This is a genomic window from Roseateles sp. GW821-FHT09G09 (assembly GCF_059415965.1).
This window is the reverse complement of the sequence record NZ_JBWKOG010000004.1, coordinates 445,464-471,980: the sequence shown is the minus strand read 5'-3', so window position 1 is coordinate 471,980 and position 26,517 is coordinate 445,464. Positions and strand designations below refer to the sequence as shown.

The 26,517-nt window shown below is 67.1% G+C and carries 24 protein-coding genes; 10 read left to right on the top strand and 14 right to left on the bottom strand.

Annotated elements, in window-relative coordinates:
- Positions 1-2 precede the first annotated feature (2 nt).
- A complete protein-coding gene (gene nhaA, locus AC07O8_RS13445) occupies positions 3-1,169 on the bottom strand; it encodes a Na+/H+ antiporter NhaA (protein WP_495048500.1) in 1,167 nt (388 codons plus the stop codon).
- Positions 1,170-1,416: 247 nt separating this feature from the next.
- Between nhaA and AC07O8_RS13440 the strand changes: the two genes are divergently transcribed.
- The 3 genes from AC07O8_RS13440 (at position 1,417) to AC07O8_RS13430 (ending at position 4,849) form a co-directional block, all read left to right on the top strand.
- Positions 1,417-1,542 (top strand): hypothetical protein, encoded by a 126-nt coding sequence (locus AC07O8_RS13440; RefSeq protein WP_495048499.1) that lies wholly within the window; start codon positions 1,417-1,419, stop codon positions 1,540-1,542.
- A 457-nt stretch (positions 1,543-1,999) separates the two neighbouring features.
- A complete protein-coding gene (locus AC07O8_RS13435) occupies positions 2,000-2,782 on the top strand; it encodes a hypothetical protein (protein ID WP_495048498.1) in 783 nt (260 codons plus the stop codon).
- 528 nt (positions 2,783-3,310) lie between these two features.
- On the top strand, positions 3,311-4,849 hold the full coding sequence (locus tag AC07O8_RS13430) for a fumarate hydratase (protein ID WP_495048497.1): 1,539 nt from the start codon (positions 3,311-3,313) through the stop codon (positions 4,847-4,849).
- Between the two features lie 133 nt (positions 4,850-4,982).
- Here the strand turns inward: AC07O8_RS13430 and AC07O8_RS13425 are convergent, their stop codons facing one another.
- Positions 4,983-5,864 (bottom strand): AraC family transcriptional regulator, encoded by an 882-nt coding sequence (locus tag AC07O8_RS13425; RefSeq protein ID WP_495048496.1) that lies wholly within the window; start codon positions 5,862-5,864, stop codon positions 4,983-4,985.
- Between the two features lie 380 nt (positions 5,865-6,244).
- Here AC07O8_RS13425 and AC07O8_RS13420 point away from each other — a divergent pair, with 380 nt between their 5' ends.
- Positions 6,245-7,150, top strand: coding sequence for a c-type cytochrome (locus AC07O8_RS13420; protein ID WP_495048495.1), 906 nt, complete (start codon positions 6,245-6,247; stop codon positions 7,148-7,150).
- Here the strand turns inward: AC07O8_RS13420 and AC07O8_RS13415 are convergent.
- Together AC07O8_RS13415 and AC07O8_RS13410 are read right to left on the bottom strand one after the other, a co-directional pair.
- Positions 7,133-8,554: a mechanosensitive ion channel family protein gene (locus AC07O8_RS13415; protein ID WP_495048494.1), complete on the bottom strand. Its 1,422-nt coding sequence runs from the start codon at positions 8,552-8,554 to the stop codon at positions 7,133-7,135. The genes AC07O8_RS13420 and AC07O8_RS13415 overlap by 18 nt on opposite strands.
- Before the next feature lie 142 nt (positions 8,555-8,696).
- Entirely contained in the window at positions 8,697-9,650 is a 954-nt protein-coding gene (locus AC07O8_RS13410) for a histone deacetylase family protein (RefSeq protein WP_495048493.1), read from the bottom strand.
- Between the two features lie 106 nt (positions 9,651-9,756).
- Between AC07O8_RS13410 and AC07O8_RS13405 the strand changes: the two genes are divergently transcribed.
- The 6 genes from AC07O8_RS13405 (at position 9,757) to mltB (ending at position 16,490) form a co-directional block, all read left to right on the top strand.
- Positions 9,757-10,710: an AAA family ATPase gene (locus AC07O8_RS13405; protein WP_495048492.1), complete on the top strand. Its 954-nt coding sequence runs from the start codon at positions 9,757-9,759 to the stop codon at positions 10,708-10,710.
- A 6-nt stretch (positions 10,711-10,716) separates the two neighbouring features.
- On the top strand, positions 10,717-11,754 hold the full coding sequence (locus AC07O8_RS13400; protein ID WP_495048491.1) for a DUF58 domain-containing protein: 1,038 nt from the start codon (positions 10,717-10,719) through the stop codon (positions 11,752-11,754).
- Between the two features lie 238 nt (positions 11,755-11,992).
- On the top strand, positions 11,993-12,184 hold the full coding sequence (locus tag AC07O8_RS13395) for a hypothetical protein (RefSeq protein WP_495048490.1): 192 nt from the start codon (positions 11,993-11,995) through the stop codon (positions 12,182-12,184).
- Positions 12,185-12,201: 17 nt separating this feature from the next.
- Entirely contained in the window at positions 12,202-13,008 is an 807-nt protein-coding gene (locus tag AC07O8_RS13390; RefSeq protein ID WP_495048489.1) for a CPBP family intramembrane glutamic endopeptidase, read from the top strand.
- A gap of 58 nt (positions 13,009-13,066) precedes the next feature.
- A complete protein-coding gene (locus AC07O8_RS13385; RefSeq protein ID WP_495048488.1) occupies positions 13,067-15,127 on the top strand; it encodes a transglutaminase TgpA family protein in 2,061 nt (686 codons plus the stop codon).
- 112 nt (positions 15,128-15,239) lie between these two features.
- A complete protein-coding gene (gene mltB, locus AC07O8_RS13380; protein WP_495048487.1) occupies positions 15,240-16,490 on the top strand; it encodes a lytic murein transglycosylase B in 1,251 nt (416 codons plus the stop codon).
- 53 nt (positions 16,491-16,543) lie between these two features.
- On the opposite strand, the gene AC07O8_RS13375 is transcribed toward mltB, so the two are convergent.
- The 10 genes from AC07O8_RS13375 to AC07O8_RS13330 form a co-directional block, all read right to left on the bottom strand.
- Positions 16,544-17,812, bottom strand: a complete 1,269-nt coding sequence (locus tag AC07O8_RS13375; RefSeq protein WP_495048486.1) for an ATP-grasp domain-containing protein — start codon at positions 17,810-17,812, stop codon at positions 16,544-16,546.
- 21 nt (positions 17,813-17,833) lie between these two features.
- Positions 17,834-19,297 (bottom strand): MFS transporter, encoded by a 1,464-nt coding sequence (locus AC07O8_RS13370; RefSeq protein ID WP_495048645.1) that lies wholly within the window; start codon positions 19,295-19,297, stop codon positions 17,834-17,836.
- 77 nt (positions 19,298-19,374) lie between these two features.
- Positions 19,375-20,637, bottom strand: coding sequence for an ATP-grasp domain-containing protein (locus tag AC07O8_RS13365; RefSeq protein WP_495048485.1), 1,263 nt, complete (start codon positions 20,635-20,637; stop codon positions 19,375-19,377).
- Positions 20,638-20,676: 39 nt separating this feature from the next.
- Entirely contained in the window at positions 20,677-21,321 is a 645-nt protein-coding gene (locus AC07O8_RS13360) for an FMN-binding negative transcriptional regulator (protein ID WP_495048484.1), read from the bottom strand.
- A gap of 14 nt (positions 21,322-21,335) precedes the next feature.
- Positions 21,336-21,788 (bottom strand): VOC family protein, encoded by a 453-nt coding sequence (locus tag AC07O8_RS13355; RefSeq protein WP_495048483.1) that lies wholly within the window; start codon positions 21,786-21,788, stop codon positions 21,336-21,338.
- Between the two features lie 11 nt (positions 21,789-21,799).
- The gene (locus AC07O8_RS13350) at positions 21,800-22,957 is read right to left on the bottom strand and encodes a pyridoxal phosphate-dependent aminotransferase (RefSeq protein ID WP_495048482.1); all 1,158 of its coding nucleotides are present in this window, start codon (positions 22,955-22,957) and stop codon (positions 21,800-21,802) included.
- 9 nt (positions 22,958-22,966) lie between these two features.
- Positions 22,967-24,112 carry an aminotransferase class V-fold PLP-dependent enzyme gene (locus AC07O8_RS13345; RefSeq protein ID WP_495048481.1) on the bottom strand — a complete coding sequence of 382 codons (1,146 nt, stop codon included), beginning with the start codon at positions 24,110-24,112 and terminating at the stop codon, positions 22,967-22,969.
- Positions 24,113-24,124: 12 nt separating this feature from the next.
- Positions 24,125-24,841, bottom strand: coding sequence for a tryptophan 2,3-dioxygenase family protein (locus AC07O8_RS13340; RefSeq protein WP_495048480.1), 717 nt, complete (start codon positions 24,839-24,841; stop codon positions 24,125-24,127).
- Positions 24,838-25,611, bottom strand: a complete 774-nt coding sequence (locus AC07O8_RS13335; RefSeq protein WP_495048479.1) for a cyclase family protein — start codon at positions 25,609-25,611, stop codon at positions 24,838-24,840. The genes AC07O8_RS13340 and AC07O8_RS13335 overlap by 4 nt, the downstream gene beginning before the upstream one ends.
- Positions 25,608-26,513 carry an aminotransferase class IV gene (locus AC07O8_RS13330; RefSeq protein WP_495048478.1) on the bottom strand — a complete coding sequence of 302 codons (906 nt, stop codon included), beginning with the start codon at positions 26,511-26,513 and terminating at the stop codon, positions 25,608-25,610. The genes AC07O8_RS13335 and AC07O8_RS13330 overlap by 4 nt, the downstream gene beginning before the upstream one ends.
- Positions 26,514-26,517: the final 4 nt, after the last annotated feature.

The following is a 26,517-nucleotide window of genomic DNA, read 5'->3' as shown; positions in this document are numbered from 1 at the left end:
GCTCAGCCGCGCTTGCGCAGCAGGATCAGCGTGCCCGCGATGCCGGAGAGGATGGACCCGCCGAGCACGCCGAGTTTCACGCGCGTCTCCCAGTCGGGGCCGTGGCCTTCGAACGCGAGGCCGCCGATGAACAGGCTCATCGTGAAGCCGATGCCGCACAGCACGCAGACGCCGAGGAACTGGACCCAGTCCGCGCCGCCCGGCTTCTGCGCCAGGCCCAGCCGGATCATCAGCCACGAGCTGCCGAACACGCCGATCGCCTTGCCCAGCAGCAGGCCCAGCGCGATGCCCAGCGACACGGGATGGAGCAGATCGCCGGCGTGCAGCCCGAGCAGCGACACCCCCGCGTTGGCGAAGGCGAACATCGGCAGGATCAGGAAGGCGACCCACGGATGCAGCGCGTGCTCGAGGTCCTCGGCCGGCGAGTGGCCGTGGCCGTCGTCGTCGGACGGGATGAAGAGCGCGGTGGCCACGCCCGCGAGCGTCGCGTGCACGCCCGACTTCAGCACGCAGGTCCACAGCACCAGGCCCACCACGATGTAGACGTCGACGCGCCGGACCTTCGCGCGGTTCAGCGCAAAGAGGACGGCGAGGCAGGCCGCGGCGGCGGCGAGCATCGTCAGCGAGAGCTGGCTCGTGTAGAAGAGCGCGATGACGACGATGGCGCCGAGGTCGTCGATGATCGCGACGGCGGTCAGGAAGACCTTCAGCGAGGCCGGCACGCGGCTGCCCAGCAGCATCACGATGCCGATGGCGAAGGCGATGTCGGTCGCCGCGGGGATGGCCCAGCCGTGCAGCGCGACGGGGTCGCCGAGGTTGAGACCCGCGTAGATCAGCGCCGGCGCGGCCATGCCGCCGAACGCGGCGACGATGGGCAGCACGGCCTGCGACCGGTCCGACAACTCGCCGCCGACGAATTCGCGTTTGATCTCCAGGCCGACGAGGAAGAAGAAGACGGCCATCCACAGGTCGTTGACCCAGACGAGCAGCGGCTTGGCGAGCACCAGCCAGTCGCCGCCGATGCGGACCTCGCCCTCGATGCGGGTGAAGGCGGCGTAGAGCTCCCGCCAGGGGGAGTTGGACAGGATCAGCGCGGCGACCGCGGCGATGGCGAGCACGATGCCGCCGGCCGATTCGCTGGCGAAGAAGCGTTTGAGTCCTGGGGTCAAGAAGGCGTCCTCCGAAAGGGCGGAACCGCCTGATCGGCGGCCCGGCAGTACAGCAGAGCGGGCGTGTCCCGTCCATGGCTCATCAGGGCAGGACACGCCGTGAAGCCCCGATCATCGCCGGTGCGCGCGCCGCCCCGCGAGCGGCGGCTTGCGCGTTCCCCCGAGGCCGTCCGCGCGCGGGCGCCGATAGGATCTTCGGCCGAGGCGGATCGCCTCAACAGCCCTGGTGATCAGGGAGAAGGACGCGATGAGCTTCTGGACCTGTGCCGCGCTGCCGCTGGTGGCGGCGCTGGCCGCGTGCGCCGCGCCCGAGGCGGACAAGGCCACGACCGCCAAGGCCGAGGTGTGCGAGGGCGAAGCGCAGACCGAGTGAGGCCGAGTGGGCCGAACGCCAGGGGATCAATAGCTGAAGCGCATACCGGAGTACCAAGCGCTAAGGGCTTGACCAATATGTGCGTGGTAGTTCAACGCGGTTGGTCCGAAAATCTCAACTGGCTCGTTTCAGCTAGTGCTTCCAAGTTAATGACACCAGAATCAGAGTTGAAATAGGATCGTGGCGCATTCGAATTTTCGACTGCCTGGATCCGAGAATCAACGGAGGATTGATGTCATTGCGCCTATCAGCAGCCTCATGGCTGCGGTCTTTCTTATTTTTCGTCATGGCAACAATTGCCACTGCACAAGCTTGGGCTTCAACCGCAGTGTCTGCATTGGAATTCAGGCCGGGACAACCGCTGCTCGTATGCAAGTCAGACGGTCCAACGGGAACCTCGACTTGTGAAACGGCGCGACCAAGCCATCAAATGTTTGGGTACAAACAAGCTGTTGCCATGCCTCAGGTGTACAGCAGCGGCTTCGGGTGGCTACAAGCCTCTGACAACAGAACAGAACTTTGTATTCTCACCAAATATAAGAATGTCCACTGCCAGAGCCTGGAAACATCGATCACGGCTCCAGAGAAGATACGCCTAGCGAAAATTACAAATGAACGTTCAGTTCTTCTTGTTCCGGTCGTCGCCAATCAACCCATCCCGAAGGCCGTGCGCAGAGAATTGGCCAAAAATTTTGCGAGCAAACTCACTGCGGCACGGAAGGCTTTGAATGCACGCATCGCCGGTCTCGGTGAGACGTCCAATGAACCAAGGAAGGCAGGTTTGAAAGGACTGGACATCAGGATCATCCGTGTGTCCCTTTCGAAACCCAGGAGCTCACCAGTTGCTCGTAACTCTGCGATGGTGGCACTATCCTCCTGCGACGGTTCATTTCAAGAAGATGAAGGCGAGTGCGAGGACGAACCCGGTGGTGATCCTGGTGGCCCTGACGGTGATGATGGCTCCGGTGACGGAAATGATCCCGGCGATGATGGGAATGGCGGTGATGTGGGGAGTGACGGGAATGAGGTCAGTTGCACAGGCGGAGGAAGTGGCCCAGGCTGCCCCCCGGCAACTGAAGCCTATCGAAAGTGCGTGGACGGCGCAGACAAGCTTTATCAGAATGATGTTGAGCGTTGTCAGGAAAAGCATCTGGAAGGTACTGTGGAACGGGCCAGGTGCTATAGCAACGCGAGCGATGACTACGGATGGAGGTTGGCACGGTGCTACGAAATCAATTGATTCCTTCCGGAATGAGCGTCATACGAACGGTGCTCATGGATTTTTCTGATTCTGAGCAATCAGTACCGGTTAGCATTTTCATTGGGGCTGCGAGTCAAGGGCCGGAGGGAGCCTACTGCGATTTTATCGTGGAACGCATAATGCCTGCCCCCAGGCGCGTCGTCGGAATCGATCCCATGAATTCCATAGAATGCGTTTTGCGCGCTATCAACTCATTGCTGACTTCGCTGCCGGCGTCCATGAGAGTGCGATTTGTCAATGATTCAAAGTATGAAAGCACACAAAACTGACGAGCATGTCCCAGGGCAAACTATTCATTCCGCCGCGCCTTCACAACGTGCAGCTGCAAGGGACCTTGACGAAAGGCCCTGTCAAAGCCAGCCCGAGCGGCCTTAGCTGGCAACGTGTGAGGGTCTAGGAAAGCTCCACGACCGTGCGAGTGCCCAACCAGCGGCCCTCGCCCGCGTCAGCAGCAAGTGCGCCAGCTGGCGATAATCACGGTCTCCCGTGACCAGCCTGTCCACGACCATGACCACCATCCGCTACGCCGACCTCGTCGAAAGCGTCGCCGCCGCGCTGCAGTACATCAGCTACTACCACCCGGCCGACTACATCCAGCATCTGGCGCGCGCCTACGAGCGCGAGCAGAGCGTGGCCGCGAAGGACGCGATCGCGCAGATCCTGACCAACTCGAAGATGTGCGCCGAAGGCCGCCGTCCGATCTGCCAGGACACCGGCATCGTCAACGTGTTCCTGAAGATCGGCATGGACGTGCGCTGGGGCGACTTCCCCGGCTCCATCCAGGACGCCGTGAACGAAGGCGTTCGCCGCGCCTACAACCACCCGGACAACAAGCTGCGCGCCTCGGTGCTCAGCGATCCGATCTTCGAGCGCAAGAACACCAAGGACAACACGCCCGCGGTGATCTTCATGGACGTCGTGCCCGGCAACACCGTCGACGTGATCGTCGCGGCCAAGGGCGGCGGCTCGGAGAACAAGAGCAAGGTCTACATGCTCAACCCGAGCGAGAACATCGTCGACTGGGTGCTGAAGACCGTCCCGACGATGGGCGCGGGCTGGTGCCCGCCGGGCATGCTGGGCATCGGCGTCGGCGGCACGGCCGAGAAGGCCGCGCTGCTGGCCAAGGAAGCGCTGATGGACGACATCGACATGTACGAGCTGCTCGAGCGCGGTCCGAAGGACAAGCTCGAGGAGCTGCGCATCGAGCTGTACGAGAAGGTCAATGCGCTGGGCATCGGCGCGCAGGGCCTGGGCGGCCTGACCACCGTGCTGGACGTCAAGATCAAGACCTACCCGACGCACGCGGCCTCCAAGCCGATCGCGATGATCCCGAACTGCGCCGCCACGCGTCACGCGCACTTCGTGCTGGACGGCTCCGGCCCAAGCTACCTGACGCCGCCCAGCCTGGACCTGTGGCCCGACGTGAAGTGGGCGCCGGACTACAACAAGAGCAAGCGCGTCGACCTGAACACGCTGACCAAGGACGAAGTCGCCAGCTGGAAGCCGGGCGACACGCTGCTGCTCAACGGCAAGATGCTCACCGGCCGCGACGCCGCGCACAAGCGCATCCAGGACATGCTGGCCAAGGGCGAGCCGCTGCCGGTGGACTTCACCAACCGCGTCATCTACTACGTCGGCCCGGTCGATCCGGTGCGCGATGAAGTCGTGGGACCGGCGGGCCCGACGACCGCGACGCGGATGGACAAGTTCACCGACATGATGCTGGAGAAGACCGGCCTGATCGCGATGATCGGCAAGGCCGAACGCGGCCCGGTCGCGATCGAGTCGATCAAGAACCACAAGTCGGCCTACCTGATGGCGGTGGGCGGCTCGGCCTACCTGGTGTCCAAGGCGATCAAGCACGCGACGGTCGTCGGCTTCGAGGACCTGGGCATGGAAGCGATCTACGAGTTCGACGTCGTCGACATGCCGGTGACGGTGGCGGTCGACGCCGGCGGCACCAGCGCCCACATCACCGGCCCGGCCGAGTGGCAGCAGCGCATCGCCGCGGGCAAGCCGATCAAGATCCCGGTGGCGGCGGGCTGATCGCCCTTCCCCCTCGCGATCATCACGGACAAGACCACCCTCGGGTGGTCTTTTTCATTGAGCCGCCGCGGCTGCGCCCATCGGGCGCTTCAGGCGATCCGGCCGATCCGGCCGATCAGGTCAGTCCGGCCGGTCAGGCCTCCACGGGAACGTGGAAGTCGATGATCGAACCCGGCGTCTGCGGATCGAAGCGGCCGTCATAGAGTTCGAATTCGGGCCCGTCGACCACCTTCAGGCCGGAGGCTGGAAGCAGCTCGCCCCAGATCATCGCCATGGCCTGTTTGACCTGCGGGTGCAGCGCCGTGCCGTTCAAGGTGATGCGGAACACCGCGTAGGTCGCGGCCGGTATCTCCAAGGCCGAAAAGCCCGGCGGCGGCAGGCAGCCCGGCTCGACGCCGACACCTGCCATGTACTGGAAGGCGCCCTCCTCGCGGTCGACATCGAAGACGACCCCGTAGGTCGCCCAGCTCTCGACCTGACCCTCGAACGGCAACCGGCCGATCAGCGCGGACCAGAGTTGAGGGATCTCGGCCTTGGTGTCCGGGTCGAAGCGGCGCATGGGGCCGGCGACGCGGAAGGCAGGGAGCTTCACGAAATCCGGCAATCGGATGACGGCGGTGTCCTGAGCGATCGGGAGAGTCATGGGAAATTGGCCTTCAATGGGGTCGACGGCGAATCCGCTGCGGAAGCGCCCCGGTGAGACGCCGAACACGCGCTTGAACGCACGCGTGAAGGCCTCCTGGGATTCGAAGCCGCAGTCGAACGCGAGGTCGACGAGGGGGAGATCGGGCTCGCGACAAAGCCGTCGCGCACCGCGCACGAGCCGGCGGCCGCGCACATGCGCCATGACGCTGCGGCCCATGCGCGCGGTGAACAGCCGCGAGAAGTGATACGGCGAGAGACCGGCCTGCGTGGCCACCTGCTCCAGCGTCAGCGGCTGGTCGAGCTGCTGCTCGATCCAGGCCACCACGCCGGAGAAGCTGTCGGTGGAGAGGGGCGTCGTCGTGCTGTCCATGCGGTCATCTTCGCAAAGGCGGGGGGTCGCGTCCTGACCGAACTTGCTCTCACGCCCTGCAACCGCAGCTCGGCGACGAGGCCGTGACGAACGCGGGAAGGCGCGCCGCCCCTCGATATCCGCCTCCCCCTAGTTCTAGGGTTAACCCCCACTGACCTCGCCGCTCATCGTCACCGACCGCGTTTGATCGCGCTTCACGCGCAGTTCATCGCAGCCGCGGCAGCGCGGCGGGGCGCCCCACCCAGAATCCGCCGCCGTGCCTTCGAGCGCGCCGCCAATGCCGCGGAACGCCGTAGGCATCGCGTCTGCGCGCCGACCGATGGCGGCCCGCCGGCGCGCGACCCCACGCGCATCGGATGAGAGTTTCTGGAGTGAGAGTGATGAATCGATGGATCCTGCGAGGCCTGACCGGTCTCGCCACCTTGGCCTTCCTGGCGGGCGCGGGCGCGCTGGGCGCCGTGCACATGGCCGATACGAAGATGAACCGCCGCATCGAGGTGGCGGCGCGGGACGTGCCCATTCCGCTGGACGCGGCCAGCCTCGAGCGCGGCCGCTACCTGTACGCGACGCGCGGCTGCGTCGATTGCCACGGCGCCAGCGGCGCCGGACGCCGCTTCATCGACGCGGACGGCATGCGCGTCGCCGGTCCCAACCTGACGACCGGCCCCGGCAGCGTCACGATGGCCTACTCGCCCGCCGACTGGGAACGCACGCTGCGCCATGGCGTGAAGCCCGACGGCACGCCGCTGCTGATCATGCCCAGCCAGGACTACAACCGCCTCACCGATGAGGACGTCGGCGCGCTGGTGGCTTACATCCGCTCGATGCCGCAGGCGCGCGGCGGTCCGGCGGAGATGCAACTGCCGCTGCCGGTGCGGGTGCTCTACGGCCTCGGACAGATTCCGGATGCGGCCTCGCGCATCGACCACACGCTGGCGCCGCCGGCGCCGGTCCCCGCGGGTCGCACGGTCTCGCACGGGCGCTATCTCGCGGCGATGTGCATCGGCTGCCATGGGGAGCAACTGCAAGGCGGCCGGATCCCCGGCGCGCCGCCGTCGTGGCCGGAGGCGGCGAACCTGGCCGACACGTCCGGGCCGATGGCCTCACGTTACGGGGACCCGGCGGCCTTCGCGCGGATGATGCGCAGCGGCCAGCGACCGGATGGATCGACGATCGCGGTGATGCCCTTCGAATCGCTGCGCGAGCTCACCGATGACGACCTCGCCGCGCTGCACAGTTACCTGACGCAGCGCAAGACGCAGGTGGCTTCAAGCGGCGGGCGCTGAGCCCGGCGCGGGCGAGACGGGCACTGCGGGCACCGCTGGCATCGCTGACACCGCGGGCATCGCGGGCACCGTCGACGCCTGCGGTGCTTCGGCGATCGTGCGCACGACGCGCTGCGGGAACGGAATGTCGATGTTCAAGCGATTCAGCAGCCGCAGGATCGCGAGATTCACCTCCGACCTCACCCCGCCCTGCCCGTTGTGCGGATCGGAGATCCAGAAGCCGATCGTCAGCTCCAGCCCGTCGGCGGCGAAGTTGCTCAACGACACCGACGGCGACGGCTCGGACAGCACGCGCGGGACGCGCTTCACTTCCTCGATCAGCTGCGGGAACAGCGCATCCACGTCGGTGCCGTAGGCCACCTGCACCACCGTCGACACGTTCACCTGCGGGTCGGCGAGCGAGAGGTTCTCGACCCGCGTGGTGATCAGCGACTCGTTGGGCACGATGGCCTCGCGGCCGTTGAGCGCGCGGATCACCGTGTAGCGCGTCTTGATGTCGCTGATGCGGCCCTCGAAGTTGTCGACCTTCACCATGTCGCCGATCCGCAGCGAGCGCTCGGCCAGGATCATGAAACCGGAGACGTAGTTCGCCGCGATCTTCTGCAGGCCGAAGCCCAGGCCCACGCCGACCGCGCCGCCCAGCCAGGACAGCGCGCTCAGGTTCAGGCCCACCGTGTTCAATGCCACCATCGCGCCGATCACCAGCAGCGCCGTGCGCGTGAGGTTGACGGCGATCTTGCGCATCGACAAGTCCAGCACCGACTTGCCGCGCAGCAGGCGAGCCTCGACGGCGGAGGAGAGCCACAGCACGACCAGCATCACCGCGCCGACCTGCAGCACGACGATCAACAGGTCATAGACGCTCGTCGCGTGGCCGTTCGGGCCCTTCGGCAGATACGACGGCTTGTAGTCGTCGAGCTCGTCGATCAGGATGGGCAGCACGCCGACGATCCACAGGATGGATCCCAGCCAGGCGATCCAGGACACGCTGCGCTCCAGCAGCTTGATCCAGACGGAGTCGGGCATCGTCGCCCGCATCACGCGCGCCACCAGCCGGATCACCACCAGCGACAGCAGCACCGGGATGACGACGCGGAACAGCGCGACCGGCTCGCCCAGCAGCGGCATGACCCGCCGCGCGCCGAGCGCCAGCAGCAGCGCGACGACCGGGAACAGGACGCCGTCGAACACGCGATGACCCAGCAGCACCGAGTGATGCCCCGGCGCCACCGTCACGTGCTTGCTGACGCGGTAGACGATCAGCCAGGACAGCGCCAGGCAGGCCAGCACCAGGCCGACCTCGATCAGCGCCTGAGGCCGCGCCAGCATCGTGAGCAGCGACTCCAGCTCACGCAGGCTGAGGGTGTGGTTGAGAGGGGTGGTGTTGCCCAAGATGACACTCAAGGAGGAAAACAATTCGGGAGCCGGCGCGGGCCGGGCCGTTCAGTCGCGGGACGGACTGAGTGACCGGGAGCGCGTCGGCAGTTGCGGGCGCGATTGTCGCGCCGGCTCAGATGCCGGCTCAGATGCCGGCTCAGATGTCGGCTCAGATGCCAGCCAGCGTCCGCAGGTGCACGCCGACGCTGCGCGCCAGCGCGCCGAGGTCGTAGCCGCCCTCCAGGCAGGAGACGATGCGCCCCTTCGCGTGGCGCCGGGCCACGTCCATGATGCGCAGCGTGATCCATTCGTAGTCGGCCTCGACCAGGCCGAGCTGCGCCAGCTCGTCGTCGCGGTGCGCGTCGAAACCGGCCGAGACGAAGACCATCTGCGGCTTGAAGCGCTCCAGCGCCGGCATCCACAGCGACTCGATCATCTCGCGCACCTCGGCGCCGCGCGTGTACGGCGGCACCGGCACGTTGAGCATGTTCGCGCCCTTGGGCTCGGTGCCGGAGTACGGGTACAGCGGGTCCTGGAAGATGCTCACCATCAGCACGCGCTCGTCGCCGGCCAGGATGTCCTCGGTGCCGTTGCCGTGGTGGACGTCGAAGTCGACGACCGCCACGCGGTCCAGCCCGCGCACGTCCAGCGCGTGCCGCGCCGCGACGGCCACGTTGTTGAAGAAGCAGAAGCCCATGGTCTGGTCGCGCGTCGCGTGGTGACCCGGCGGCCGGACCGCGCAGAAGGCGTTCTCGGCCCGGCCGTCCAGGACCAGGTCGGTCGCCTGCACCGCCGCGCCCGCCGCGCGCAGCGCCGCGGACCAGGTGAACGCGTTGGCGCAGGTGTCGGGGTCCAGCGCCTTCATCGGATTGGGCACGCCCTGCTTCGCCTGCTGCTCGAGGTCTTCGAGCGCCGCCTTCAATTCGGCGACGTAACGGGCAGAGTGCGCGCGCTCCAGCGACTGGAGCTCGGCGCGCGGCGCCTCATGGCGATCGAGCGCGACGTCGACGCCGTGCGCGATCAGCCAGTCCTCGATCGCGCCCAGGCGCTGCGGGCATTCCGGGTGACCGGCGCCCATGTCGTGGCGATGGCAGTCGGGGTGGCTGATGAAGGCGGTGCTCATGGTCGGCTCTTGCACGGGCGGGGCACGGTCGGGGCACAGTCAGGGCACGGTCGGGACATGTGCGCCGCTTCGTCGGAGCGAACGGATTCTGAGCTATCGTGCGCCGATGAGTTCCGACGCTCCGACCCTCGTCTCCCAGCCGCTGGCCGACCTGCGCCGGCAGATTAGCACGATCATCAAGGGCAAACAGGCGCAGACGGAGGACTGTCTGGCCTGCCTGCTGGCCGGCGGCCACCTGCTGATCGAGGACCTGCCCGGCGTCGGCAAGACGACGCTGGCGCACGTGCTGTCGATCTCGCTGGGCCTGCGCTTCTCGCGGGTGCAGTTCACCACCGACCTGATGCCCTCGGACCTGCTGGGGGTCAACATCTACCAGCCGGGTGCGCAAGCGGCCGGAGGCAGCCCCTTCCAGTTCCATCCGGGCCCGGTGTTCAGCCAGGTGCTGCTGGCCGACGAGATCAACCGCGCCGGTCCCAAGACGCAGAGCGCGCTGCTCGAGGCGATGGAGGAGTACCAGGTCAGCGTCGACGGCACGACGCATCCGCTGCCCCTGCCGTTCTTCGTCATCGCGACGCAGAACCCCAGCGAGCAGTTGGGCACGCACCCGCTGCCGGAGTCGCAGCTGGACCGTTTCCTGATGTGCATCAGCCTGGGGTATCCGGACCGCCAGGCCGAGCGCGAACTGCTGATGGGCGGCGACAGCCGCGAGCTGCTGCGCGCGCTCAAGCCGGTGATGACGCCGGACCAGCTGCGCGAACTGCAGCGCGCGGTCCTGGCCGTGCATGTCTCGCCGGCGCTGCTGGACTACCTGCAGGCGCTGCTGGAGGCGACGCGTTCCGGCGAGTGGTTCCAGGAAGGCCTGAGCCCGCGCGCCGGCCTGGCGCTGCTGCGGGCCGCGCGCGCGAAGGCGCTGCTGAGCGGGCGCGACTATGTCTCTCCGGACGACGTGCAGGCCATCCTGCCGCAGACCATCGCGCACCGGCTGCGGCCGCGCGGCGGCAGCGCCCGGGGCGCGCGCGAGCAGGTGCGCGCGATGATGGCCGCGGTGCCGCTGCCCTGAACCGCCGTGCGTGTTCCTTCCTGGAAACTGCCCTCGCTGAAGCTGCCCGCGGTGCGATGGCCGTGGCAGCGGCGCTGGGAGAAGTGGTGGCAGGGCCGCCACCCGGCCAGCGACACCACCGCGCTGACCCAGCGCAACCTGTACATCATTCCGAGCCGTCCGGGTGCCGCCTTCGTCGCGACGCTGCTGGTGCTGCTGCTGGCCTCGATCAACGACCAGCTGAGCCTGGGCTACCTGCTGACCTTCGTGCTGGCGGGCGCCGGCATGGCGTCGATGAACGCGACGCACGCGAACCTGCGCGGCCTGAAGCTGGACCTCAAGACGCCGTCCGCGACGCATGCCGGGCAGCCGCTCGCGCTGGACATCCGGCTGCACAACACCGGCGCGGCGCGTTTTGGCGTCGGCCTGCGACTGCCCGACGCCAAGGCGGCGGACACGGCCTACGCGGACGTGCCGGCGCAGGGCCACGCGCAACTGCACCTGCAGGTCACCTTCCCGACCCGCGGCCGGCATGCGCTGCCGCGGCTGCGCATCGAATCGCACTTCCCCTTCGGCCTGTTCGTCACCTGGAGCTACTGGCGTCCGGCGGCGCAGGCCTGGGTCTATCCGACGCCGGAGCTCGACGCGCCGCCCGCCGCCTCGGTCGAGGAAGGCCTGCCGCAGGGCCAGGGCCAGCCGGGGCTGGGCGACGATCCAGGGCTGCGGCCGTATCGCCACGGCGACTCGCCGCGGCAGATCCTGTGGAAGAAATCGGCGCTCGCACTGGCGCAACCGCAGCCGCCGTCGGGAAGCAGCGGAGGCGGCGCGCCGCTGCTGGTGCGCGAACGCCTGGGCAGCCGCGCCAGCGAGCAATGGCTGGACCTCGCCGCGACGCGCGGCCTCCCCTTCGAACTCCGCGTCTCCCGCCTGACGGCCTGGGTGCAGCGGGCCGAGGAAGAAGGTCTGCCTTACGGCCTGAAGCTGCGCGACATCGCGATCGCGCCGGACCTGGGGCCGGATCACTTCCGCGTTTGCATGGAAGCGTTGGCGCTGATCCAGGAGTAGTTCGAGGTCGTTGCGCTGGGAAGCGCAGTCGAAATCAAGACCACAGAAATCAACTGGTCGCTTGACTCAAACAGCTGGCACTCGTCGCAAAGTCGACCTCTATTAGCCATAGATGGCAAGACCTGGCACCGCAAAACTGTGCGTCAGCCTTGTTGCGCGCTCTTCATCAGAACGATGTCGACGCAAATAGGTCTGGTGTTAGGGCGCCACCCTTCACGCGCCCGTCCTGGAAATCCACATGCGTGAACTTGAACTTCATGAACTCGAACTGGTGTCGGGCGGGGACGCCGCAGCCACGCGAGTCGACGGGACAAATTCTTGGGGAGACATCATCGATCGGAAGCGATTTGATGGCGCTCAGTGCAAAGCGGCAGGTCCCTTCAGCCTGCTCTGCCTTGATTTCGCGCTGAAGTACGGCAACGACTTCTAACCCGAACTGCCCGCGCCATGACTGTCCGTCAACGTGCTGCAACCATGGCGCGGGTATTGCTCGGCCTTTATCTAGTTGGCAACGTCACCTACCGCTTGAGTCAGAGCATCTGCCAGGATGTCCTTCACCTCAATCCAATTCATGAGTCTCTGGTCGCTTCGCTGCTGACGTCGTTCCTGGACTTGTCGGTCACGTTCGTCATCTTCCAATCCGCGTTCCTGGCGAGAATCAAAGGCGGGCGCGGCTGGCGGAAGTCAGTCCGACTCGGTGTCTTGGTTGGCGCGGGCATCGTCGCCTCGATGCTGCTGGGGTCGACATTCGGCCTGATCAGGTGGAGCTCCCATTCGATCGGGAGCCTTCAGTGGATCTATCTGATCGGCTTCTCGGCCCACGCTGCGCTTTCCGAAGAGCTGCTCTGTCGATTCCTCGTCCTGGATCGTCTCGGACTAGTCATCGGACGAGTCGCGTCTTTCCTGCTGCAGATCCTCCTTTTCGTTTACCTCCACATGTTCGGGCCGCCGCTTGACCTGCGCGCGGCCAGTCACCTCGCCCTTGGCGCCATCCTGCTCGGATCTTTCTATCTGTGGAGCGGATCGCTGCTGGGTGCCATGGCGTTACACCTGACTTACGACGTGCTGGTCTCGATAACCTTCGGAGGGTCTCTCGACGGCCTCGCCATCCGCCCGTTCGTGGTCGGGGACAACTTCTCACTGCTCCATAGTCATCAGGCCAGCACCATCTTCATGTCCGGCCTGTCGATCTGGCTGCTATGGAACGCCCGCCCACGCGCGCAGCCTCCTCCTCTCACGACCAAGCCCCAGTGACAACCTGACCTGTGCTACGTTGCGTCCTTCCGAGCACTCCCTCAGCATCGTCGACGCGATGAGCGCCTCCCTTCCCCCGACCGCCATAGGCGGATCGATCAAGCACCGCAGCCCCCTGCCCCGCGAAGCGCGCGACACGCTGTTCCTGCTCGCGATCATCGCGGCCACGCTGGTGCCGCATGCCGGCCATCTGCCGTGGTGGTGCAGCCTGCTCACCGCGCTGATGCTCGGCTGGCGCGCGCGACTGGCCTGGCGCAGCGAGGCGCTGCCCGGCCGCTGGAGCCTGCTGGCCGTGCTCGCGCTCGTCATCGGACTGACCTTCGCCACGCACAAGACCATCCTCGGCCGCGAGGCCGGCATCACGATGCTCGCGATGCTGATGGCGCTCAAGACGCTGGAACTGCGCGCCCGACGCGACGCCTTCGTGGTCTTCTTCCTCGGCTTCTTCCTGGTCCTGACGCAGTTCCTGTATTCGCAGTCGCCGCTGATCGCCGTCTGGATGATCGGCTGCGTCTGGGCCCTGCTGTCGGCGCTGGTGCTGGCGCAGATGCCGCAAGGCGTCCCCAGCCTCAAGCTCGCCGCCCGCATCGCCGCCCGCAACACGCTGATCGGCCTGCCGGTGATGGTCGCGCTGTTCCTGCTCTTCCCGCGCTTCCCGCCGCTGTGGGGGCTGCCCAAGGACTCCGGCGCGCGTACCGGGCTGTCGGACTCGATGAGCTTCGGCGCGTTCGCGGAAGTGGCCACCGACGACACCATCGCGATGCGCCTGCGCTTCGACGGCGCGCCGCCGCCCCAGCCGCTGCTGTACTTCCGCGCCCAGGTGCTGACGCGCTTCGACGGCACGACCTGGACCACGCCGCGCGTGACCTGGGCGCCCGGCGAGGATGCCCCCGCGCTCGACGGCCCGGTGTTCCGCTACGAGGTCACGATGGACCCGCTGCGCGTCACGGCGATTCCGCTGCTGGAGTTCAGCCCCGGCGCCACCGGGGCGCGCCTGCCGCTCGGGCGCCTGACCGCGACCCGCGCCCCCCAGGGCCAGTGGCAGGTCGCGCTGCCGGTCGCCGAGGTGCTGCGCTTCCGGCATGAAGCCTGGCCGCGCGCGACGACGAGCACGCGGCTCGGGCGCGCGGACCGCAACGAATCGCTGAGCCTGCCGCCCGGCCTCAACCCGCGGGCGCGCGCCTACGGCGCGACCTTGCGCGAGCGCTTCGCCGCACTGGACGAGAACGCGCTCGCCCGGGCGGTCAGCCGCGAACTGATGACGCAGATCCGCCGCGACGGCTTCGGCTACACGCTGGCGCCGGGCATCTACGGCGAGACGACGCCCCATGCGATCGACGAGTTCTGGTTCGACCGCAAGCTCGGTTTCTGCGAGCACTTCGCGTCCGCCTACGTCGTGATGATGCGGGCGGCGGGCGTGCCGGCCCGCGTGGTCACGGGGTTCCAGGGCGCCGACCCGAACCTGCAGGACGGTGACCTCGTGGTCCGCATGAGCCAGGCCCACGCCTGGGCCGAGTTCTGGTCGCCCGCGAGCGGCTGGCAACGCGCCGACCCCACCGCGGCGGTCTCGCCGGAACGCATCCAGGGCCGGCCGCTGCGGCCGGAACCCGGCCTCTTCAGCGGCGCGCTCGAGCAGTTGCGCCCCGGGCTGCTGACGGACCTGCGCGCCGCCTGGGAAAGCCTCAACAACCGCTGGCAGCAGACGGTGCTGAATTTCTCGACCGGCGACCAGATGAGCCTGCTCAAGCGGCTCGGCTTCGAGGACCCGGACTGGACCACGCTGGGACAGGTCGCCGGCGCGCTGCTCACGGCCACGGCCGCGATCGGTGCCGGCGCGGCCGCCTGGCAGCGGCGGCCGCACGATCCCTGGTCCCGCCAGCGCCTGCGCGTGCGGCGCGAGCTGGACCGGCTCGGCCTGCCCACCCGCGACGACGAGACGCCGCGCCGCTGGGCGGCCGCGCTCGTCGAGCGCCATGGCACGCGGGCCGAGGCCGTGGCCGCGTCGCTGTTGCAATTGGAAGCGCAACGCTACCGGCAGGACCTCGCCGCGGCCACGTCACAATGGCAACGCCTGTTCGCGGCGCAATGCGCCGAGCTCCGGCAAGGCCTGACACGCTGATCCTCCCGATCCGTTTGATCCTCCCGATCCGATTGATCCTCCGGACAGGCCGCTCCTCGCCATTCCGCATCACCGCCGCTCCCGCGACGCCTTCGCCCGCATGACCGACCGCATGACCGCTCTCCGCCGTTCCCGCAGTGCCTCCCCCCGTCGCACCTTCCTCCGCACGCTCCTGCAGGCCGCGATGGCCGCATCGCCGCTGATGGCCGCGCTGGGCTCGGCGCCGGTGATGGCGCAGGCGCCGGCGCAAGGACAGGCCCGACCGCATGCCGCGGCACCGAAGGCCTCTGCCGCGAAGAAGGTCGCGAAGAAGCCCGCACGCAAGCCGGCGGTGCTGCCCGAATACGGCGACCGCGCCGACGTGATGGCCTTCGCCGACGCGCAGGCCGAGTCGCTCGGCTACCGCCGCGAGGAACTGCGCGCGGTGCTGGCGCTGGCGCGTCCGCAGCCGACGGTGCAGCGGCTGATCCTGCCCGGACCGCCGGGACAGGCGAAGGACTGGGGCGCGTACCGGCAGCGTTTCGTCGAGCCGCAGCGGCTGCAGGCGGGCCTGGCCTTCTGGGCGACGCACGAGGCGGCGCTGGCGCGCGCGGAGGCGGCCTACGGCGTGCCGGCGGAAATCATCGCCTCGGTGATCGGCGTGGAGACCTTCTACGGCCGCATCATGGGCGGCTTCCGCGTGCTGGACGCGCTGGCGACGCTGAGCTTCGACTACCCCTCGCCGCTGCCGCCGGGTGCGCGCGACCGCAGCCCGTTCTTCCGCGAGGAGCTGCGCCAGTTCCTGATCCTGGCGCGCGAGAACGGCCTGGATCCGATGGCGATGAAGGGCTCCTACGCGGGCGCGATCGGCTGGGGCCAGTTCATGCCAGGCAGCTGGCGGCGTTACGCCATCGACTTCGACGGCGACGGCCATGTGGACCTGATCAACAGCCCGGTCGACGCGATCGGTTCGGTGGCCAACTTCCTCAAGGAACACGGCTGGCAGCGCGGCATGCCGACGCATTACGAGGTGCAGGTGCCCAACGACACGGCGGCGCGCGCGCAGCTGCTGATCAGCGACGTGCTGCCGCAGCTGGACGCACGGCAGTTCGAATCGGTCGGCGCGCAGCTCTCGCCGCAGGGCCGCGCGCACAACGGGCCGCTGGCGCTGATCGAGCTCCAGATGGGCGGCGCCGCGCCGGTGTACGTCGCAGGCACGCAGAACTTCTACACGGTGACCCGCTACAACCAGAGCAGCTACTACGCGATGGCGGTGATCGAATTCGCCAACACGCTGGCGAGCTGGCGGAAGGCGACCGGTACGACCGGCACGACCGGGTCGACAGGGGTGACCCCGGTGTCGGGCGCGGCCAGCGGCAACTGAGGCCTCCGCCACCACGCCGGCACCGCGCCGACGGGATTGCCGGATCGATCAGATCAGGACTGCACGGCGAGCAGCGACGCGTGTCGCGGCATCGCCCCCCGCTCCCGCCACTCCATCGCCTCAAACAATTCCATCATGTAATCCCGCGCCAGCTCCGAACTCGCCGCGCTCACCACCCCGGCGAAAGGCAGCGACCCCAGGTCGTAGTCTGGGCTGCTGTCAAAGCGATCGCTCGGCGGGCGCTCGTGCCACTCGACCGCCCGGGGGTCTTGCCTCAATCGGTCGACGGCGCCTGTTGGCAGCCACTGCCCTTGGCCATACCGATGACCGGGAAGCACGTACCAGCCACAGTAGCGGCCCTCATTTCCCAGGGCGCGCAGGTCCGTCTGGCATTCGCCGACCAGCAGTTCGAGTTCCAGCTTCTGGAAGTCATCGCCCCAGGCGATCGACGTCGCTTGCGGAACGCCCGCCCCGCCCGTCCGGTTGCCGATTTCCAGAAATACCAGGCCCCGCTCGGATTCGATCGCCTCCAGATGGAATGCCCCCATCTGAATGCGCGTGGCAGTGATCACACGCTGGATCCACGCCATCGTTGGCGCATCCAGATCAAATTGGTAGGACCCCAGCGGCACGTTCTCGTTGTAGCGCTGGCAGGTTCCGATATAGCGACTGCCGATCGCCACCTCCACACGGCCTTCGCGCACGAGACCATCCAAATGGACAATCGGGCCATCGACGAATTCTTCAAGTTCGTAAGACCCGAACGCAGGCGCCGCACCCTCGAGCTTCGCAACCCCTGTGCGGCGCTCGGCCAGCGCGGCGAGCGCATCGGCAACGGTCGCGAAGATGACGACATCCTCGCTGCCCGCACCATGGGTCGGTTTCAACACGGTCCGACCTGCCCATGTCATGGTCGCGACGCCGTCGTCGAACCCGGCCAGCGACAGGAAGCGCGGTGCATCGATGCCGGCCGCGACGACCGCGCGCTTCATGGCGACCTTGTCGCGCACGAGCTGTGCATCCGCGTACGACGGGCCCGCCACACCCAGCGCTTCGCGCACCTTGGCGGCTTCCACGATGTCGTATTCGGACAAAGAGATCACACGGTCAAAATCCCGTTCCCCCCCTAACGCGGCCAATACGGACCCGCAGACCTCCTCGCCCCGGTCCTCGCGCGCCAGCTTGCGGCACCGCAAGTCCGCAGGCACGGTCGCCAGCTTCTCGGCCGTGCCGATGTAGGTCACCTCGTGGCGTTCGTGGTCGATGCCGCGGTGGTAGTCGATCGTCGGATACGCGATCTTGTGCAGGATGAGGATCTTCATCGGGGACTTTTCGAAGGGATATCAGGAGTGAACCGGGGCAGGCACGGGGCCCCGGCTGGGCGTGAACAACGCATGCAGCAGCTGCAGCAGCGCGAGCGCTGCGAGCATCGCGAACAAGAGGACGAATTCACTGCGCATGGCGATGGCCAAGTCAGCCGCGTTGGCCATTGCCTGAACCGCCGCCGCCGGATCAGTGGCGGTGGCGTGCCGGCTTTGCTGCTGCATGAGCGCGCGCGCGGCCGGGTCGCTGCCGGCCATGACGCCGCCACACAACGCCACACCGATCGCCTGCCCCAGCATGCGCGACAGATAGAACAGTGAGGTGGCGCTGCCGCGCACCGTATCGTCGACGGTGGACTGCAAAGTCACCGAGAACACCACGCTGCATGCCCCGAGACCAATGCCGAGCACGCCGGACATCAGCAGCAGCGGCCACGCGGTGTGAACCTGGTGCGCGACCTGGCACAAGCCCAGCGTCCCGGCCAGCACGGCCCAGGCGGCGGCATTCGCGAGCGGCCGATGCTGACCCGTCTTCATCAGCAGCCCGACGCCGATGCCGCTGAAGGTCCAGGTGAGCGTCATCACCGCGACTGTGGCGCTGATCGTCAGGTAGTCGGCCCGCAGCACGATCGCCGCGAAGCTCGGCACATACACCGTCAGCCCCATCGCGATGGCGCCGCACAGGAACGCCGACACCACGGCCAGCGTCACGATCGGCGCCCTCAACAGCGCGCGAGGAATCAACGGGTTGGCACTCAGGCGTTGCGAGCGCCACAACAGCGCCGCAGCGGGCCCGCCCACAGCAGCCACCAGTCCCCACTGCCACGGCACCAGCGATTGCCCATGCACCAGCGCGATCATCGCGGCGAGCAACGCGGCACACAGATAAAGGGAGGGCACCAGGGCGAGACTGCCGTCACTATCGCCATCGCCCGCAGCGCTGTCGCGCGACGCACGCCCCTGGTAGAACATGCCCAACAGCACCGCCGACACCACGACGACCGGAAGGTTGATCCAGAAGATGTAGCGCCAGTCGAGCATCGTCATGATGCCCGCGCCGACGATCGGCCCCGATATCGCGGCAATTCCCCAGACCGCGCTGCCCAGCGCCTGGTACTTGCCGCGCGACGATTGCGGAATGACGTCGTTGAGCGCCGCCGTGCCCACCGTGATCAGCCCGCCGGCCCCCACGCCCTGCAGCACCCGGAAAAGGATCAGCGACAACATGTCCCAGGCGAATCCGCAAGCCAGCGTGCCCGCGAAGAACATGGCGGCCGCGACCAGGTAGCAACCCTTGCGACCAAGCCGGTCCGATGCGCTGCCAAACAGCGGCATCGTCACCGCCTGCGCGATCAGGTAGGCGCTGAACACCCAGCTCATATCGGACAGGCCGCCGAAACCGCGGATCACGGTCGGGATCGCGGCACTGACCACCGTGGTCTCCATGGCGATCGCATACGAACACAGCAACACGGCGACGAGCACCGCCAAACGCGGACGCCTCCCGGCAGCCGCGCCAGCGCCGCCCATTGAACTGTCCGCCGAGCTCACCATGCGCCCGCTCACTCGACACGGTAGATCTGTTGCGCCAGCGTCGCGGCCTGGCGCAGATGCTCGCGGAGGAAGTCGTCCACCGGATCGTCGGGCCAGTAGAACTGCACCGAGCCGTCCCGGCTGTTCGAATCATGGCTTTTGACGATCACATCACCCGCACGCCGCCACGCCTGGACGGCGACCACCTGCTCCGGCAGCGTCGCCGCCGCAGGCAGCTCGACGCTGCGCACCGTGCCGGCCGACGCATTCATGAACGCGATCGCCGCCCTTCCCTGCAACGGCACAGGCTGTGGGATGTAGCCCTCCTGCAGATAGGACTTCGCGTGCATCTCGAAGATGTTGACGCCCGAGGCGCTCTCGATCATGTCCAGACCGCAATCGCCCGGCGGCCGCGAATTGAGCTCCATCAGCACGATGCGGTCCGCATCGAACACTTTCATTTCGACCTCGACAACGCCGCGGTCGATCCCGAGCGCATGACACGCCGCCACCGCGTTCTCGCGAATCGCGCGGCTACCGACGAACACGCTGGGCATCGAATGACCCATCTCGACGAAAAAAGGCTTCGCGCCCAGATACTTGTCCTCGACCGCCAGCACCACCACGTCCTGCGGCGAGGTCGCGAGAATCACGGAGACTTCGCAGGGCGCGTCGATGTATTCCTCGACCAGGAAGATCGCTTCATGGAGGCCGTAACGCGTTTGGTAGCCGGACATGGCGCGCCGCAGATGGGCGTAGGCGTCCGCGAGCTCGGCTGTCGTCCTGACGAGCACCACCCCCTCGCTACCGCCGGCATTGCGCGGTTTGATGACGACCGGGAACGCGAGCCGCGCGGCCTGGCTTTCCAGTTCCTCGAAGGTGGAGAACGGCAGGTACTTCGGCACCGGCAGCCCCGCCGTCTCGAAGGATTTGCGCATCTCGTACTTGTCGCGCGCCCGCGCGATGGACGCGTCGCTGAGATAGGTCAACCCGTAGGCCTTGGCGATGGCCTGGCCGGCCTCCATGCACATTTCGATCAGGGGCACGATCGCACGCGGGACCGCGCCCGTGCGCTGCCGGAAGCGCTCGATGGCGTCGAGCGCTTCCGCCGCATTGCAGTGATTGCCGCTGATGGACAGGTCGGCGAAATTGTGGCCGTTGATCGTGGCCTCGGGCGACATGACCGCGATCGGCAGCGAGGTTGCGCGTGCGGCGCCGAGCACCGAGCGATGGCGGAATTTCTCCGAGCCGAGCACGAGGCAGTAATCCTGCGACTTCCGAATGGTTTCCATGAGGATTCCCTGGTCAGTGACGAGCCTGGAACGCCGCATTCAGCGCTTGGGGGCCGCCGCGGCGATCAAGTCGGCCAACTTGTGTTCCGCCGGTCGCGCAGGCTGGCGCAAGGCGCTGACGATGCCTGCACGGTCGGCGCTGTTGCGCTGCTGGCCGACCTGTGATTTGCCGACCAGATCGATGATCTCGATGTCGATGCCCACGATGTGGGGCACCAGCGCGTCGATGAAATTCGACGGCGCTTCGTCGACGCGCCAGGCGTTCGGCCGATCGCCTTCGAAATGGTCGGTCATCGCGCGAATGCCGCGTGCCAGGCCATCGCGACCGTGCACCAGTGTCATTCGGCCATAGGCATGCACCACGCTGTAATACCAGCTTGGCTGCACCCGGCCATGCTGCGCGCGCGAGGGATACCAGGACGGCGAGATATAGGCATTCGGCCCGCCGAAGACGACCATGCAGTCGCAGTCGTCACCTACATGCGCCCACATCCGGTTGTCCCGCGCAGCATGGGTGTGGAGCGTGCCGAAGCGCGACGTTGGTGAGGTCTCGAGCACGAAAGGCAGATGGTCCACCTGCAGATGCCCCTCCACCGGCAGAATCAACGTGCCGAGGGCGTTGTCGCGGATCAGGCCGTGCAGCGCGGGCAGATCCTGGACGTCGAAGAGATGTTGCCTGTGCATGGTGGGGGCCTCCCTCAGGTCGAGGCCACGTCGGGCACCGGCGTAGGGCTGGTGACCGAGGGGTTCTTGCGAAGGTCGGTCATGCCCATGCCTTCAAGCACGGCCGGCGTCTTCGCAAAGCGGATGTTGCCGTAACCGACGATCTCCACGTGATTGCCCCACGGGTCGACGAACCCGAGAAAGCGGCCCGGCAGCACCGGGATGCCCAGTTCGGCCAGGCGCGCACGTACCAGCTCCTTGTCGTCGACGACAAGACCGAAGTGACGATCGCCATCCCTGTCCTGCACGCGACCCTTGGTCAGCGCGATGAACTGGTCGCCGAGTTCCAGCGAGCAGCGGTCCTCCTCGACGTCGTCCACCTCAACGGCCAGGATCGACGTATAGAACGCGATCGCCTCGGCGATATGGCCGACCTCCAGAGACACATGATTGATCCCGACGGCCCGGGCCAGCCTGGTAGAGGACATGTGCAGCTCCTTCATTCAGGCCGATGCGGCGGTGGCGGGGGGAACGCTCGGATCATCGGCGGCGGCGCTTCATGTCCGGGCAGCGCTTTCTCCAGCGCCTCGAGGAATTGACGCGTGGCCCAGGGACCGGCGACGCTGACACGCACCCAGTCACCGATCTGCGAATCGGCGAATGGCCGGCGCACCAGGATGCCGGATGCGGCAATGCGGGCGACCAGCTCATCGGGCGTCTGCCCGCCGCACTGCACCAGCACGAAATTGCCACGCGTGTCGCGCCACCGCACGTCGAGTTCGTCGAGCCTCGCGAAGATCTTGGCCTTGCTCGCCACGACCGTCTGACGGAAGTCCTCGACGACCTCGGGATGGTCCAGCACCCATTCGGCCACGTGGGCCGACAGTGCGGAGATCTCGTAAAGCGGGCGGCATTTGGCGATCTGCGCCATCAAGCCAGGATTCGAGATCAGGTAGCCGACCCGCGCACCCGCCATGCCATGGGCTTTGGACATCGTGCGGGAGAGGATGACATTGTCGAACTCCTCGATCAGCGGCAAATGCTCGCTCCGGTCGCCGTTGACGTAGAGATAGGCCTCGTCGATCAACAGCAGGATGCGGCGTTCATGCAGATGGCGTGCCAATTCGCGCATCTCGGCCACGCTGAGGGAGGTACCGACGAAACCGCTGGGGTCCTCGATCACCATCAGCTTCGTGCCAGGGCCCGCGGCGGCCAGCATCTTGTCAACATCGGGGCGCCAGTCATCGTCGACCGGCACCGAGGCGATGCGGGCGCCCGCGAGACCGGCGTAGATGTCGAACATGAAGTACGAGGGCGCATGCAGGACCACCTGATCGCCCGGGGCGATGCAGGCATCGAACAGCGCCTTGATGGCGACATCCGAGCCATTGGCCAGCAGCACCTGGTCGCTGCCGACGCCGCTTTGCCGCGCCACCTTCTCGTAGATCGGGCGCAGATCGGGATAGCCCCAGACCAGGTCTTGGGTGATCGTCTGCCGGAAGGCTTCGAACGGCTCGTCGTCGAACGCGTGCAGGTTCTCGTTCTTGTCGAGCCGCAGGTAGTTGGGGCGCTCGGCCAGCTCGTTGCGGATCATGTCGCGTTCGAGACCGAGGACGGCGGGCTTCACGTAGTGACCAAGGGGGCCAAGGGCGGTCATGGTGATCTCTCAGACAGGGACAAGGCCGGCGGCACGCGCGGCGACGAGGGATTCGCAAAGGCGTTCGACGTCCTCGGGACGATTGAACGCGTGGAAAGCGATGCGCAGCGCATCCAGGCGTGGGCTGGTCTGGATACGCGAGTTCAGCAGATGACGTTCAAGCGCCTTGGCCCGCGCCGCATCGCCCATGCGCAGTGCGAGATGGGCGCCGGTGTGCGCGGGCGGGGCAAGCCATTGCAGATTGAGCCCATGGTCGGCGAAACGCCGTGCCGCGCTGAGCTTGAGCGACGCGATCCGCTCGGCCACGCGATGCAGACCGATCTCCTGCAGCGCTCGCACGCCGGCCAAGGCCGCAAAGACAGGCGCGATCGCGGGCGTGCCTGTTTCGAAGCGCCGCGCTGAATGCGGATGATCCAGCCGCAAGGGGTCAAAAGCGAATGGATCGACCCGCGCCTGCCAGCCGGTCAGCTCGGAAAACCGCTGCACGCGCTCCGGTTCACGCGCGAAGAGGAAGGCAAGGCCCGGCACGCCCAGCAGATACTTCATCGCGCCGGCGGCCAGATAGTCGACGCCGAGCGCCTGCATGCTGAGCGGCTCGGTGCCGACCAGCTGATAGGCGTCGCAAAAGCTCGTCGCACCGTGCAGCCGTGCGAGCGCGGTGATTGACGCGACCGGCAATCGGGCCCCGCTGACGAAGTCGAGCGCCGGCACGGACACGAGCCCGACGCGCTCGTCGATCACGCGGCGATAGGCGTCGAGTGTCTCGGCTGGATCGGCCGAATGCTCGACGAGCACCAATTCCGCGCCCCGGCTTTCTTGCGCCTTCCACACCTGGACGATCGACGGAAACTCGGCCCGGCTTGCGACGATGCGACGTCCCGACCCATCGATGCTGTTGGCGACCTGAAAGGCGGCGATCGTCGCATTGGGCTGCAGACTGACCTGGCGTTCCTCGCAGGTCAGCAGCTCGGACAGGACGCGGCGCAGCTCGACGACCTTGTGCTCGAACACCCCCCACGGGCGCTCCCCATCGAGCGCGCGCAGCATCTCGTCGAGCGCATCGGCGAGGAACGTGGAGCGCGGCGCGTAGCTGCAGCTCGCGAAATGCACACGATCGTCGAGTGAGGGGAAGCGGTCACGAAACGCCACGGCCATGTGCGCCTCCGCTCAATACTGCGCCGCCGCCAGGGCTGCGCGGGCGTCCCAAAGGTCGGCAAACAGACGATGGTCGAGCAGATGGGCGAGGGTCTGAACGGGCATGCCCTTGGTGCCGATGCCGCCCGTACCGATGGTTCGGACAGCCACGAACAGATGCTTCAGACGCCAGACCGACACCTTCCCATCCAGATCCAGCAGCGCTTCGGCCAGGCCATGGAGCGGCGCTTCGCTGCCGCTCTTGAGCAGGTCCGCCAAGGTCAGACACTGGGCCTCGCGCGCGGCGGTGAAGGCCGCGTACAGCCATGGCGCCGACTTGCGAAGCGTGGACCAGCCCGGCGACTCCAGGCCCGAGCCCCGGCCCAACGCCGGGCGCAGCACGCCGAAATCCAGCGAGCTCATGCGCGTCAGGATTTCGAGCTGTTCCGTGACGAAGGTGATGCAGTCCGACGCCCGTGCCGTCACCTGCGCGGCCGTGGCGATGCGGCCCGCGTTGATCAACGTGATCGCATGATCGATCTCGAAATGGGCCTGCTTGAGCCACAGCTCCGTCGATTGGTGCACGCACTGGAAAAGACGTTCGTCGCGATGCAGCAGCTCGGCATCGGCACGCTGCAGGGCCAGCAGCTCGTCGGTGCGCATGTAGCTGGCGTATTCCGACTTCGGCGCTGGCGGCGTGTCGGCGCCAGCGCCGCTGTCTGCCGCCGCCCTCAACGGACATTGCGTCATGGCGCGGCGCCGTCATGGATCGCCATCACGCGGCAGGGGCTGCCGGATCCGCCGACGATCGGCAGCGGCGCGACGATCAGCATGGCGCCGCGCGCCGGCAGCTTGCCAAGATTGCGCAGTTGAGTGAGGCCATACTTGTTGGCGCCATGGAAAAACCAGTGGCACGGATAGGCCGGGTCGAAACTGCCCGCCTCCCCGGCATCGGTGCCGACGGTCTCCACGCCGATGCCCTGGATGGCCGTCTGCTCGGCCAGCCATTGCGCACACAGCGGATGCACGCCCGGCGTGACGCCACCATTGAGGAACTTGTCCGTATCGTCGCCGCGCCTTGCCCATCCGGTGCGGTAGAGCAGCCAGCCGCCTTCGGGCAGCGGGCCGTGTTGCTCGATCCATTGCTCGACATGGCGGCGTTCGAGCAGGAACGACGCGTCATCGCCCGCCTGCGCCGTCAGGTCGACCACGACGGCGGGTGCGACCAGATTGCGGACCGGTACCTGCGAAACATCATCGAACTCGCAGCCCGTCAGCCAGTGGATGGGTGCATCGAAGTGCGTGCCCGTGTGCTCGCAGAGCTTCAGGTTGTTCCAGTAGACCTGCGGGCCCTTCTCGTCATAGCGGCTGATCAGCTCGCGCGAAAACGGCCACGGCTGCCCACGCTCGGGCGGCAGCCGGATGATGGGCGTGCCCTCATGCAGGGGCGCGGTCAGGTCGACGATCTGGAGCGTGCCGGTGGCCAGGCCCAGCAGCAAGGTATCGATCGGTGTGCTCATCGTGCACCTCCACTCACGCCGACCAGTTGATCGAAGCGCTGCTGCAATCGGCGGACGACCGGTCCGGGCGTGCCGTCACCGATCGCGATGCGATCGATCGACGTGATCGGCAGGATCTCGGCGAGCGTGCCGCACAGCATCACTTCGCTGGCGAGGTAGAGCTCGCTGCGATCGATCTCGCGTCGCACGAACGGCATCTCGAACTCGGCGGCCATCTCCTCGACGACGCGCAGGGTGATGCCCGGCAACGCGCCGGCCGTCGGGGGCGGCGACACGATGCTGCCGCCGATCACGGCCGCCACGCAGGCGCCGGGACTTTCGGCCAGGGTGCCCTTGTTGTTGAGGATCAGCGCTGTCTGGTATCCCGCGCCCTGCGCGTCCTGATGCGCGAGGCGGCTGTTGTGATAGTTGGCGCCGGTCTTGATGCGCGGCGGCATGGACTCGTCGCTGATGCGGCGCCATGACGAGGTGCCGGCCGTGATCCCGCCGGCGTGGCAAGGACTGCGCGGCAGTTCCAGCGCGGTGATGTGGGCATGGACCGCGTCGATCAATCCGAGCGATTCGCAGCGCAGGCCCATGCCGAAGGCCAGGCCGATCACGACGTGCACGTGGGCATGGAAGTTGTTGGCTTTGCAGAGCGCTTCGAGGCCAGCGGCGAATTGCTCGTCGCTGAACGGCACGGGCATGCGCAGGCATTTGGCCGATTCACGCAGACGGCGCAGGTGGTCGTCGAGACGGAAAAACGCGATGCACTCCTCCGACGTCTTCCAGTAACCGCGCACGCCTTCAAACACATTCGCGCCCCAGAACGCGCCCTGGGTGCGCACATGGATGCGTGCCTCGCTCCAGCGGACGATCTCGCCGTCCATCCAGGCATGCGCCGGAAAATCATTGCCACTCATGGAT